Below are 12,298 nucleotides of genomic sequence, written 5' to 3'. Positions count from 1 at the left end.
GCAGGGAGTCGAACCCTGCCCGCGACCATCCGGGGCGGTAGAGCGGAAAGAGCGGTTAGCCGAGCACGTCGCGCAGCAGGGGCCGGTGTGCGCGGAACACCTGGCCGTCGTAGAAGGTTGTGAGCTGGTTGACCAGGTCGGCGTAGCTGTTGGCGCGCACCCACCGGGCGCGCTTGGCGTCATCCGCGCCGACCACGGCGGGCAGGTCGGTGGAGCGCACGGCGCCCAGATCGAACCTGACCGGCACGGTGACCATCCACGCCTCGTCGCTGGCGCGCGGGTCCGGCACGTACCGGGCGGGAAGCGCCTGGCGGGTCACGTCGGCCAGGACCAGGCCGGTCTCTTCGGCCAGCTCGCGCACGGCCGCCGCTTGCGGGTGCTCGCCGGGGTCCACGTAACCGCCGGGCAGCGCCCATCCGTGACCGTCCGAACGCTCGACCAGCAGCAGCCAGCGACCACCGGCGGTGTCGGCGGTGACGATGGCGTCAGCGGCGAGCTGTTCGCCCCAGTGCCCCAGCTCGTTACGGCCGTAGCGGACGCCGGTCCTCTCGCACGGGTTGACCGGGCGACCGTCGATCACGGCGAACGGGATCGCGGCGGCCATCTGGCGGGCCGTCCAGTCGATGCGGGCGGGGTCGGTCTCCGGGTCTGCCCACCCTTCGCTGATGCCGCGGGTGAACACGTCCGGATGCGTGTAGGTCGTGCAGGTGCTCATGCTCGGTTCTCCTCACAGGAAGGTGCCGGATCAGGCGAGGGACGGAAGACCAGCCCCGGAATGAAAGCCCTGGCAGGCCCGTGTTGGCCGCTAGCGGGGAGGGCGGTGAACTCGGGAGTGCCCCGGCTGGGAGTCGAACCCTGCCTACGACCATCGGGGCGGTAGAGCGCTAGCCGTTCAGCCGGTCGGGCTCCAGCGAGAAGAACAGGACGGTGGGCGTGTCCACGCCGATCTCCCGCTGGGCCAGCTCACAGACCTGGGTGAAGATGTCCAGGCGGGAGGCGCCGGCCGGGATGAGAACTGTGCTGCGGAGAGTGGCTTGGGCGAACCCGCTGCCGGTGGGCCACTGAACGGTGATCAGCCACATGTAGCGGCGGGCCTGACCGGTGTCAGAGGTGTTCTGAGTCGTGCCTTTGGTGACGGTGTCCATGGTGAAGGGCTCCCTTGACGGGTCACGGGCATGAGTGGTGACCAGGTCCTATGTGCCTGATCGGGCCGCCTTTTTGTCGGTCGGGAGGCGGTAGCCATGTAGTTGTCAAAGCAGCGAGTGCATCCGACCCGTCAGCCAGAGCCATCCGTCACCATCGGCGCGTGATCCCGTCGGATCACCTTCCAAGTGCCTGGCGCCGCCTTGCTTGGTTTACCCCTACGAACCGCTCCGGTTTGCCGGGGTGATTCCAAGTAAGCACCTCTAAACCGCATGCGTCAACCCCCATAAACCAGAAAAGTGTTGGGGGGTGATCGTGTGGGTCTCCCATAGCCCTCTAAACACAGCTAGGGTGTCGTTAGGGCCCTAGACCGGGAGCGACGATGAACGAGCTTGAGCATCTGGCGGCGATGGCAGACCCAGGAGAGAGAGCCAAGGCGGTAGGCACACTGATCGACGAACATCAGGTCGCGATTGCCGAGCTGTCGCGCGTCCGGCGTGAGGCCATGGAGGAGATGCTGGCCGCCGGGATGACGCAGTCCCAGATTGCGGCCCTGCTGGACATGTCCAAGGGACGGATCTCTCAACTGCTGTCCGCAGGGATCAAACCCGAGCGTGCGTTCTTCGGAAACGGAAAGATCACCGTCGCCATCGGCGCAAAGCGTGAGACGAACCGAACCGACCCCAGCGACACGCTGTCCGCGGAGTCCTTCACCGCCTATGAGCTACTCGCGGACGCAGCACGAGGGGTCGGGCTCGACGCGGCCAACGAGGTCGTACCGGCACCCGGTCTAGTGCATCTCAATCGTCCCAACCTCATCGTCCTCACCAATCCCCGGCTCCTGCCATTCCTCAGCCAGGTCATGGAAGCGGACCCACACATCCGGTACGTCTCTGATGACAAGGGGTGGTATCTGATCGATCTCACCGAGAAGAAGGAGTACCGATCTCCGCGCGATCAGGGAGAGTCGGCGGACTACGGGTACGTGGGCCGCCTTCCGCGCCCTGACGGTAAGGGCAGCTTCCTCTACCTGGCGGGTACTCACGCGCCCGGCACCCTTGGAGCTGCACACTTTGTTGTGGATAACTACGCGTCGCTCTACAAGGAGTTGAAGACGCGGCGATTCTCCACGATCGTTCGCTACGAGTTCGAGCCTGGGAACCAGTTGGCGCTTCGCTCTGTCGAGCAGGTGAGCCCGATCTACCGGCATGAAAGTTGAGCCCGATGAGTGTTCAGGTCGCCAGCGAGGCGGGATCGCCCTTCAAATCGAACGAAGACCTGGCCGTGGTTGGGCCGGATCGATTGCTCATCCTGGACGGGCTTACTCAGCGCACGGAGTCGGGGTGTGTCCATGGAGTGGTCTGGTACGTCAACACGCTGGCCAGCGCGGTCATGAAGCAGGACGGGCACTCTACTCCGGTCGAGATTCTCAGTGATGCGGTCAGGGAGACCGCATCACTACATGCCGGGACCTGTGATCTGTCACATCCGGGAACGCCGGCCGCAGCGGTCGGCCTTGTTCAATTTTTCAGTTCCCAGATCAGGTATCTCATCTTGGGAGATATCACGCTGCTGATCGACGGGGACGAACGGTCCCACGTCATTGCAGACGATCGCTTGGCCAGGGTGAATGCCTCCATCCATGCCGAGATAGATGTGCCCGCTGGTGATTCGCCAGAGAGGGAGATCGGGCTCATCCGTAGGAAGCACGCCGAACTGGCTGTGCGGAACTCAAGCGATGGATACTGGGTCGCAGCGGCCGACCCCACGGTCGTGAGCCATGCCGTGACAGGTGAGCAAAGCCTGGCGGACGTGCGCCAACTTGCTGTTCTCACCGACGGCGCCGCACGGCCTGTAGACCCGTTCAAGCTGATGGACTGGCGGGGACTCATGTCTGTGATAGCAGCCGAAGGACCAGAGGCCGTGCTTCGCCACATCCGCAAGGCCGAGCGCGAAGACTCGTCTGGCCGTCGCTGGCCGCGGAACAAGATGTCCGACGACGCCACGATCATCTATTGGCGACACCCTTCGGCCGGCGGCTCCGATTCGTAGCCTGGCGCTGGGGCCGCGCCCTGGGTGTCCCCCGTGTCCCCGCTGTCCCCCAACCGGGGCTGACCAGCACAAACGAAACCGGGCGCGGGGGACACTCACCATTGACCGGTGTCCCCCGTGTCCCCGAAGAGACGGAAGGGAAGTGTCCCCCCGTGTCCCCGGTGTCCCCCAACCGGGGCTGACCAGCGTCAACGGAATAGATCATGGGGGACACTCGCCAGTGTCCCCGGTGTCCCCGGATAGATAGAAGGGGCGCTTCGCTCGTCTTCCTGGCGCGCTTCGCGCGGAAATCAAAAGCGGCTGAGGAACACTCTTGGATCCACATGCGGTGCGTGAGGCGCTGAGAGCGCCGTACAGCCACGTACAGCTTTGTCCTGATGTCTTTACTAGAGCAACCGTGATGATGCCGTCAGGGACGTCGTGAATGCCCCCTAGTGTTCCTCAGCCGCTTTTCGCGTGCGAAGCACGCCTGAGGAGACGCGCGAAGCGCCTTTCTGGCCTTCCTCGCTGGGGAGTGACGAACTGGGTGACAATCGTCGTAGACGTTGACGGACGTCGGTGGACGCCAGCGGACGATGGGAGCGGCCTCCGCCGCAGGTCCAAAGCATGCAAGCTGCAATAGAACAAGTGTTCGATTTGCTTTGCAAGCAGGATGTCAGGAGTTCGAATCTCCTAGGCTCCACAGGCAATGGTCTTGCCCCTCATGTGCGCTTCGCGCGTGGGGGGCAAGACTGTTTCTCCAGTCGAGCTGAAGCTCGACCCCTGAAGGACCTCCCTCCGGTCGGACGCCCTCCCGGCCCGCCCGTTGCCCAGCTGGGTGGTTGGGCAGTTGGATCCCACCCTGGTCAAAGGCCCTTTCTTGAGCTCGTTCCTATGTGCGAGGGAACACCACGAGGGCGAACACCTCGCTCCCGGCAACGTCCCTTCTTACCGCTCGAGAGCCGGCGGGCCTTGAGGCGATATCGCCTACACGAGGCAGTGCGCGATGTTCAGAAGGCACAGACTGCCCTGCCGACTCCCGCCACCGTGGGAGCGAACGAGCGCTCACGAAACACACAAGAGCGTCTGCCAACAAGCCGAACGTGGCCTCCGGCGAATCAGCGACCTGTTTGAAATCGTGTGTTCCGTCTCGGCGGGCCGCTCAAGTGGAGGTGTTCCAGCGTCGAACGCTCCGGTCCGCCGCCACTTGCCCCCTGTGGTTCAGAACCTGACCTCATTACCTATGCCATCCATAATCGAATCGCCTGGTCATTTCAGCGAGCGAAGCGCGGCTGGCCGTGTTCGTTATCGGACTGCCGCGCTGGGAATGGCTGGTGGCGGCCGTGGTCGTTTACGTGATCGCGTTGGTCCATTATCCGTGCCACGTGGCCTGCCCGTCGTCGCCACCGGCTTTGCGGCCGCCATGAGCTACAACGTCCCCGGGGACGAGAACTACGCGGTGGCACCGTTCGACGAGGCGTTCTTCTGCACGGAGAAGGAGGCCAAGGCCGCCGACTACCACCGCTACGACTTCTGACCGAATCCTGGGTCCGGGTTCGCGAGCCCTCCTGCGGCGAGCGAGGTCGCGGAGCTGTCAGGTCCCTACCAGCTCAGGCGTACGCTGCCAGGGCGCTTGGCATGCTGACCTGCATAAACGTACGGATGGCCACACTCGGGGCGTGCAGTGGCTCGATACAGCTATAGAAAGCCAGTTCGATAAAGTCTTCCCTGTACGACCTCCGGCGTTTACGATCTTCATGCTGCTCCACAGAGGCCGTCATCGAGGAACGGGGAAGATCGAGATGAGACGCAAGTTGCTCGCGTGCGGTTTCGCGTTATGCCTGCTCACCACCGCCGCTCCAGCCGCGCACGCGCAAGCGGCGGACGTGGTGTCGGCCCCGCTCGTCTTCGGTGTGCCGGCGGCCCAGCAGGCCGTGGCGTATTGGCTGGCCGACGGGGGCGCCAAGCTGAAGACCGCCACTCCCCTCGGCCAGCCGTACGACATCCAGGGAGAACGCGTCTCCGAGCCCATCGTGCCGTCCGGCAAACCCATCCAGTTCAGCCCCATGGCCCCGCTGGCGGAGGACGAACCATCGCAGACCGCGGGCAAGGTGTACTTCGTCGGTGGCGACCACCAGCCGCACTGGTGCTCGGGCGTCTCCGTCTACAGTCAGTACCGCAACCTCGTCGCCACAGCCGCGCACTGTGTGTACGACATGGTGAGCGCACCCGCCACGAACTACCACTGGGTCTTCATCCCGGGCCCCGCCACCGACGGCACGGCCCCGTTCGGCATCTACGCCGGCAAACAGGTGTTCACCCACTACGACTTCACCCAGTACCGCGACCCCGACCGCGATGTCGCCTTCGTCAACGTCTACAGCGGTGTCGTCCCCTCCGACGACGGCACGCTGACGACGAACGGCCGGCTGGGGGAGATCGTCGGCATGCAAGGCCTGGCCTACAACCGAACGATCAACGAGACGACCGCCCCCGCCGTGAACCTCTTCGGCTACCCCGCCGGCCCCCACCCCGACGGGACCCGGCCCTACTCCGGCCAGAATCTCGAACGTTCCGCCGGGCAGGTGTCGGCGACGAACCTGACCAGCCCGTCCGCCGACCAGCTGGTCGGTGTGGAGTCGCCGTTCACCGGTGAGGGCTCGCTCGGTTCCGCCTGGCTGCAGGACTACCAGGACGAACAGGGCCTCGGCTACCTCAACGGCATCACCGTGGGAGTCTCCGACACCGACGGCGACGGCCGCTACGACACGGGGGTCTCCCCGTACTTCGACACCGTACTGAACAGCGTCTACCGCGCCGCAGCCTCCTACTGGACCGGCCGCATCACCTGAAACGCCCGGCTACCGGCCGCGGGTTGAGTGGGGCCGGTCGGCTCCGCGGCCCTGCGGGGGGCAGTCGTACTTGACCGGCTGCACCGGGGATGCTGTCCGAGTTTGCGGCCCGTTCTTGTGGGCGCGCCACGTGGGGTGAACATGAGTCTCCGATCCAAGCCCCGCAACAGTCGCTACCCGCCCGGTGCCGCCATCAGTACCACCCGGTCAACCTCGACATCGAACCCAAGATCCGGATGACCGGGAGAGCCTTCCGCAGACATCCATACGGACTTCCCGAGACGCCGTCCGATCAGCCGGAACACGTCCACCAGGACGTCCAGCCGCTCCTGTCCATGCAGCTCTCTGAGATCAACATCGAAGTCGATGGACTCAACCTGATACATCCGGAAGATCAGGAGTACCTCGGGGATCGGCCAGACCCTCAGCTCGGGCGTTGCGCTGAACTCGGATGCGCCACCCGCGGCCATATCGGCAGCCGAAACCTGCTCGGTCGGCTCGCCATCCAGCGAGTAGGCGTGCTGCCAACCCTGCGTCTGAACGAGGTCCAGCAGCATCTGCCAGTCCTCGACAGACGTCCCTTCTACGACCACATCAGGCAACGCTCCGCTGATTTCGGGGTCGAAGAGAACCTTCACGTCATCCCACAACAGGTCGGGCACAGCATTCATCATCTCTTGAGGTTTTGCCTATGGCACGTCAGGTGGGGTCCGGCGACGTTCGGGTGAGGAGGCTTATGTCGATGGGAAGTAGTAGGCCGTCGAGGTAGGGCCTCGCCCAGCGGGGCAGCGCCGCGAGTATCCGTTCGAGGTGTCCGCGCGGATCTTCCCAAGAGCATCCATCGCATGAGCACGTTGGTGGAAGTTCGGTGGCGGTGCCTGGGATTACGTCCTGTGTCCAGGCGAGAAGCGCAGCTGCCACCTCACCAGGTCTCAAGGTGGTGTGTTCCAGAGCGATCACCGCGGCCATGGGCCGGCGTGTTAGACCGGGGACCTGATGTATGGAGGGCCTGTGGGTTCCGCACGGCAACCTTCGTTGGGGTCTCGGTCGCGTTGTCGTTTGCCTTGCCCCGCCACAAGGACTTGCCTTCAGGGTCGGAGCGCTCGGCTTCGCGGACATGTCGTACGGCGAGGCCACCGACTCGATCCCATGATGGTCGCCGACCTCGCCCTCTGAAATGGCCTTGCCCTCTGAAGTGACTGATGGCACGGTGGCCGACTATGAGCAGGAGACGCTACGTCGCTAGAGGCGTTTCCGGCGGCTATCGGATCTGGGACAACAAGGGGCGCCGCTGGTGGGGTGACCTCTATGAGCTATGTCCTGATGATCTGCTCGGCGAGCTTAACGGCGCCCGGGACCACGACAGGATCACAGCGCTTCTCAAGCGCTACCGGGCTGAGAAGCGGTAGTCGCAGGCGATGGGCAGGTGCTGATCGCGTCTGCTTCTGGCTGATCCCGGGTGTAGCTCGAGCGCCGGCGCCCCTAGCCATGGCTGCCGAAGGCGGCTATGGCGTCTGCTGTCGTGTCGTACAGCACGAACGGGAGTGCCGCCTCGTGGAAACGTTCGGCCAGGTCCGGTGGTGCGGCGGCGACTACCAGCCATCCGGCCCCGGACCAGGCTTGCTTTCCGGCGGAGATGAGGGCGCTGACTGTCGTCTCGTCCCATTTCGTCATGTCGGTTACGTCGAGCACCACGCATGCGGGAGGGGGAAGCAGGTCCATTACTTCTTGAAGCCGCATCGTCGGCTCAGCTTCTCTGCCGAACGCGCCGACGAGTCGCAGGACGGTGCAAGTGCCGTGATCAACTCGCTGGACATCGGACATCGACAACTGCCTTCCGCTCGGCCGCCTTTGCGTTTCATTGTGCCGCCACTGGGGCCTCCTTGACTGCTGGATGATCGATGGCGTTGAGGACTCAAGCGGAAAAGGCTGATTCCTTGTCGCCGTCGCCCCGGAATTGGCCGAGTAGCGCAGGGTTTGCGGTGTCATGTTCGTAATGTCCGGGATGCTTTATTCGTGAGTGGCTTTCGGCTCGGCGCGGGATTTCGAGGGAGGATGCGCCGTCGTCAGCCGGCGTCCGTGCCCGAGCCGATGCGTCTCCTGCGGACAACTGGCCCCGATTTGCCTCATCGGTGGCGGGTGCCCGCGGACCGTGCCAATGCAGAGTCGGTTGCGCGGGCTGTGGGCATTATCCAGAAGTGTTGTCCACAGGGTGTGGAAAGTGTCTGTTGTTGAGCCCGCTGTCAGTGGATGGGGTGGCGTCCTGGTCTTGAGGCTGGTCAGGCGGTGCCGGGGTGACCTGTTTTTCCGGGCAGGCCGAAGTGCTTGATGGTGTGGATCGCGACCGCTTCTGCCGACAGGGCGGTGTTGTCGATGCGCAGGTAGTCGTCTCGGCCGTCGAACTCGCCGTTGGAGTTGAGGCGATATTGGGCGTCGGCGTCCAGCAGGTGCTGTCTTGAGCGGGCGAGGTCGCGTTTGGAGGGCTTTTCGGCCAGGCGGAGTTCTCCTTGGTTTCGCTCCAGGCGCGCTTCTTGGGTGGCGGAGAGTTCCAGGTAGAGAATTCGGCTGCCGTTGTCGCGGAATGGGGCGGTGTAACCTTCCAGTTCGGCTTGGTCTTCTGGGACGTCGAAGGCCCAGGCATAGGTGAAGATCAGGCCGGGGATGCTACTGGCGGCCACCTCCTCGAATATTCGCCTGCGGAACTCTCCTACGAGTCTTCCGAAGGGCTCTGTGCCGAAATCGAAGAAGCGCAGCACCGGCTCGATGGACAGGTGGTTGTGGAACAGCTTGTAGCCGGTCCGGCCGGCGATTTCATTGCCGACGGTCATCTTGCCGACCGCGGGTGGTCCGACAATGCACAGCAGGGTGGGGCCGCTCGATTCACTGGTTTCTCTCATCGCCGCCACGGTAGGCAGGGCAACCGGTGTTCAGCAACAAGAATTCTCAGGGAAAGGCTGTTGAGCCTCCATGGTCAGTCGATCCAGTGGAACCAGGCATCGAGCACCGTTTCCACCCGGAGGCGCGGGTCCAGGGGAAGGGCGAGTATCCGTGAGCCGGCAAGACGATGCCGTGCCGATCCAGCACGTGCCGGAGTTCCCGGCATTCCTCTTCCCATCCGGGGAGGTCGCCATCCGCGACCGGCCCAGGCTCCTGCCGTGCTCGCCAGCTCATCCTTCACGGCCCGTTGGAGAGCTGAAGGATCAGTCGGTTCTGTACTCATGCCCAAAGGTGACGGTCTCCGGTGCTGTCCAGCTCTTACGGCATCGTGCCAAGCCGTACCGACGCGGGAAGGAGCGGCGCGAGGCCGGAGACCGTACCCATGAAGGTCAGCCTCTGGTCTCAACCCAGACGCTGATCGTGGTGTGGGGGGTGATCCGGGTGAAGGAGACGGATCCCACGGGGGCCCACGGGCCCTCGATCGCGATGAGGCCCACCTCTGGGGAGAAGTGTCGCTGGACGACGTGGATGCGGTGTTCGCCGGTGCCGCCGGTGCAGGTGCTGGACGCCGAGGCTGAGCTGAGCTGGTACGTGCATCCGGTGGGGGTGGCCATGGCCGGTGTGGCCAGGCCCACGATCAGGGCTGCGGACAGCCCGGCCGTGGTTGCGACCCATTTTCGTAGATTCATGCATGGCTCCTCTGGGCCTGCTGAATGTTGGCGTCCAGGATTCGCCTGGGGACCTCTCTGAGATTTCTTTAAGGAAAGTTTCCTAAGAGGTCAGGAGGGGCAGATGTATTTCTTGATCGCGTTGTTGATGCGGTTCCCCTTCGCCGCGCCGAACCCCTTCGGGTGATCAGGGGAGGTGAAGCGCTTGTCCACCTGGATGAGCGCGTCCATCCGCACCTTCGGCCACTGCTGAAGCCACGGGCACTGGTTGCGCGCCCGGTCCACGGCCTTCTGCTCGTCGCCGTGCACGATGTCCCGGTCGATCGTGTCCAGTTCGCGGATGTAGCCGGCCCATGCCTCCGGGCCCGGAACCGGCGGGATACGAACGTTTTGAGAAGCACGGGGAGGAGCCGGGGCACCGGCGCAACCTGAGATGAGCGCCGCGATGGCGATCGTGGCAACGGCCAGGCGCATGGAAGGCTCCTTAGGCGGGGCGTTCTATCCTGGCAGCTTGGTAACGTCGCCGACCATGCGGATCCTTGTTCTTGGCGGCACGTCCTTCGTCGGCCGGGCCATCGTGGAGGACGCCCTGCGGACGGGCGCCGAGGTGAGCCTGTTCGGGAGGGGGAAGACCGGGCAGGAGTTGTTCCCGTCGGCGATCCGGTACAGAGGGGACCGGGACGTCGGCGACTACGCCGCGTTGCGCGACGGGACGTGGGACGCGGTGGTGGACGTCAGCGGCTATTTCCCGCGCCACGTGGAACAGGCGATGGAAGCGCTGGAAGATCGGGTGGGCCGGTATCTGTTCATCTCCAGCCATGCCGTCTACCAGCGCACGGGCGTGGGACCTGGCTCGGATGAGGACACTCCGAGAAGGCCGCCGTTGCGCGAGGCCGAGGAGATCGACGACGACACCTACGGCCCGCTCAAGGTCGCGTGCGAGGACGCCGTCATGGCCAGGTACGGCTCGCGCGCCACGATCGTGCGACCGGGCAAGGTGGCCGGGCCGTACGACCCGTCGGACATGTTCACCTATTGGGTACGGCGGGCCGCGCAAGGCGGCCGGGTGGCGCTCCCCGCGGCCCCCGGGCAGCCGATCCAGATCGTCGACTCGCGCGACCTGGCCCGCCTGGTGGTGCGGTTGCTCGCAGACGAACGACCGGGCGCGTTCCACGCGGTGGGTCCGCCCGAGCCGACCACGCTCGGCGGGCTCATCGAGACCTGCGCGCGGGTGGCGGGCAGCGAGGTGGAGATCGTCCCGGTTCCGCCCGAGTCGGTGCCGCCGTTCTTCCCCCTCGTACGCCCGAACCGGGCCTCACAGCAACGCAGCCCGGCCAAGGCCCGAGCGGCGGGCCTGCCCGCGACCCCGCTGGAGACGACGGCGGCCGACGTCCTGGCGTGGGATCGCGAGCGCGGCGAGCCGCCGCTGCGCAGCGGGTTCACGGCGGCCGAGGAACAGGCCGTGCTGGCGGAGGCCACTCCCCGGTGACCCGGGCAGCGGCCTCCCGAAAGCCCACTCCGAAAGAAGACCGCTCCGGAGAAAGCCGCTCCGGAGAAAGGCCGCTCCGAAGGGTCAGCCGCAGTGCTCGAACGGGCTGGTGTACGCGCTGCTGCCGACCGAGCCACCCCACCTGACGCACTGCTTGGCCGCGTTCGACCGGACCGGACCGGCGTAGTAGCCGTAGTTGCCCGAGTCGGCGGCACGGCGTTCGCCCTGCGGTTCGAGGAAGGCCGACACCGCCGACGCCGTGCCGAGGCTCGTCGACTTCATCGTCACGACGCAGTTGTTGCCGTTGCCCGCGTTGTAGAGCAGGTAGGTACGGCCGCCGGTGAGCGCGGCGGAGTCGATGACCGCGTAGCCGCTGCCGCAGGCCTTCTCGGGGGTGTACGGGTTGGTCGGGTTGGGCGGGTTGCCGCCGCCACCGCAGCCGTTGGTGCTGCTGACGGGCCTCCTCTGGCCCAGCGACACGGTCACGCCCTCCACGGTCGGGCTGGTGTCCATCGCACCGCCGGAGGTCCGCTGCTCGTAGTGGAGGTGCGGACCCTTGGAGCCGCCGGTCGAGCCGACCGCCCCGATGACGGCGCCCTGGCCGACGCTCATCGAGCCCCCGGCGCCCCGGACCATGCTCGACAGGTGCGCGTACCGGGTCCTGCTGCCGTCACCGTGGCGGATTTCGACCCACTTTCCGTAGCTGACGCCGCCCGCGTCGTGGAAGTACGCGGTCCCGGCGGCGGTGGCGCGCACGGTTTCACCGTTGATGTCGTCGCCGTTGTGGTTCTGCCAGTCGATGGAGCCCCCGGGGTTGTGGTTCGGGGTCCAGTTATTGGCGCTGAAGGTCTTCCCGCAGTTGAACGGGCTCTTGTGGGACACGGCCAGGACACTCGCGTCCTGTGCCGAGGCAACCTGGGGGATCGTCGCGACAGCGAGCGCGCATAACGCGGTGACGGTCGCGGACTTGAGGAGCTTCGGCCAGGTGGTGGGCATGCTCACCTCTCTGAAGGCGCATTTCGGGGGGTGCGGTCCCCCGATATAGATCATGAAGATAGTGGCGAAGGTTGTCTTCATTCAATCTTTGTCGAATGAAATTTTGCGGCTCTTAATCTTGGTGTCGTACGCCATAAACACCTGGAGAGATTGACCAGCTACGGACGGTCTCGTACGTTCCA

Annotated in this window: 13 protein-coding genes and 1 tRNA gene; 6 read left to right on the top strand and 8 right to left on the bottom strand. The window is 65.1% G+C overall.

The window, feature by feature from the left end:
- Nucleotides 1–55: 55 nt before the first annotated feature.
- Together ACIBI5_RS14770 and ACIBI5_RS14765 are read right to left on the bottom strand one after the other, a co-directional pair.
- Nucleotides 56–715, bottom strand: coding sequence for an NUDIX domain-containing protein (locus ACIBI5_RS14770; protein ID WP_397246947.1), 660 nt, complete (start codon nt 713–715; stop codon nt 56–58).
- 169 nt (nt 716–884) lie between these two features.
- Nucleotides 885–1,145: a hypothetical protein gene (locus ACIBI5_RS14765; protein WP_397246945.1), complete on the bottom strand. Its 261-nt coding sequence runs from the start codon at nt 1,143–1,145 to the stop codon at nt 885–887.
- A 380-nt stretch (nt 1,146–1,525) separates the two neighbouring features.
- On the opposite strand from ACIBI5_RS14765, the gene ACIBI5_RS14760 reads away from it, so the two are divergent.
- From ACIBI5_RS14760 to ACIBI5_RS14740, 5 genes are all read left to right on the top strand, one after another.
- Nucleotides 1,526–2,362, top strand: coding sequence for a hypothetical protein (locus ACIBI5_RS14760; RefSeq protein ID WP_397246944.1), 837 nt, complete (start codon nt 1,526–1,528; stop codon nt 2,360–2,362).
- A 5-nt stretch (nt 2,363–2,367) separates the two neighbouring features.
- Nucleotides 2,368–3,195, top strand: a complete 828-nt coding sequence (locus ACIBI5_RS14755; RefSeq protein ID WP_397246942.1) for an integrase — start codon at nt 2,368–2,370, stop codon at nt 3,193–3,195.
- A 620-nt stretch (nt 3,196–3,815) separates the two neighbouring features.
- Nucleotides 3,816–3,877 (top strand) — tRNA-Ala (locus ACIBI5_RS14750).
- A 675-nt stretch (nt 3,878–4,552) separates the two neighbouring features.
- Nucleotides 4,553–4,711: a hypothetical protein gene (locus ACIBI5_RS14745; RefSeq protein WP_397246940.1), complete on the top strand. Its 159-nt coding sequence runs from the start codon at nt 4,553–4,555 to the stop codon at nt 4,709–4,711.
- Nucleotides 4,712–4,976: 265 nt separating this feature from the next.
- Complete coding sequence (locus ACIBI5_RS14740; RefSeq protein ID WP_397246938.1) at nt 4,977–6,026, top strand: trypsin-like serine peptidase; 1,050 nt, start codon at nt 4,977–4,979, stop codon at nt 6,024–6,026.
- A 173-nt stretch (nt 6,027–6,199) separates the two neighbouring features.
- Here the strand turns inward: ACIBI5_RS14740 and ACIBI5_RS14735 are convergent, their stop codons facing one another.
- The 5 genes from ACIBI5_RS14735 to ACIBI5_RS14715 all read right to left on the bottom strand — a co-directional run bounded on the left by ACIBI5_RS14735 (nt 6,200) and on the right by ACIBI5_RS14715 (nt 10,105).
- Nucleotides 6,200–6,688 carry a hypothetical protein gene (locus ACIBI5_RS14735; protein WP_397246936.1) on the bottom strand — a complete coding sequence of 163 codons (489 nt, stop codon included), beginning with the start codon at nt 6,686–6,688 and terminating at the stop codon, nt 6,200–6,202.
- Between the two features lie 820 nt (nt 6,689–7,508).
- Nucleotides 7,509–7,850 (bottom strand): STAS domain-containing protein, encoded by a 342-nt coding sequence (locus ACIBI5_RS14730; RefSeq protein WP_397246934.1) that lies wholly within the window; start codon nt 7,848–7,850, stop codon nt 7,509–7,511.
- Between the two features lie 455 nt (nt 7,851–8,305).
- Entirely contained in the window at nt 8,306–8,923 is a 618-nt protein-coding gene (locus tag ACIBI5_RS14725) for a hypothetical protein (RefSeq protein ID WP_397246933.1), read from the bottom strand.
- Between the two features lie 429 nt (nt 8,924–9,352).
- Nucleotides 9,353–9,652: a hypothetical protein gene (locus ACIBI5_RS14720; protein ID WP_397246931.1), complete on the bottom strand. Its 300-nt coding sequence runs from the start codon at nt 9,650–9,652 to the stop codon at nt 9,353–9,355.
- Between the two features lie 90 nt (nt 9,653–9,742).
- Entirely contained in the window at nt 9,743–10,105 is a 363-nt protein-coding gene (locus ACIBI5_RS14715) for a hypothetical protein (RefSeq protein ID WP_397246929.1), read from the bottom strand.
- 55 nt (nt 10,106–10,160) lie between these two features.
- Between ACIBI5_RS14715 and ACIBI5_RS14710 the strand changes: the two genes are divergently transcribed.
- Nucleotides 10,161–11,120 carry an NAD-dependent epimerase/dehydratase family protein gene (locus tag ACIBI5_RS14710; protein WP_397246927.1) on the top strand — a complete coding sequence of 320 codons (960 nt, stop codon included), beginning with the start codon at nt 10,161–10,163 and terminating at the stop codon, nt 11,118–11,120.
- A gap of 84 nt (nt 11,121–11,204) precedes the next feature.
- Here the strand turns inward: ACIBI5_RS14710 and ACIBI5_RS14705 are convergent, their stop codons facing one another.
- Nucleotides 11,205–12,116: a M23 family metallopeptidase gene (locus ACIBI5_RS14705; RefSeq protein ID WP_397246925.1), complete on the bottom strand. Its 912-nt coding sequence runs from the start codon at nt 12,114–12,116 to the stop codon at nt 11,205–11,207.
- Nucleotides 12,117–12,298 lie beyond the last annotated feature (182 nt).

Origin of the sequence: Nonomuraea sp. NPDC050540, assembly GCF_044457485.1 — a bacterium.
Taxonomy (GTDB): Bacteria; Actinomycetota; Actinomycetes; order Streptosporangiales; family Streptosporangiaceae; genus Nonomuraea.
Note: the sequence above shows the minus strand (reverse complement) of the source record. Positions and strands in the feature narration are given on the sequence as shown.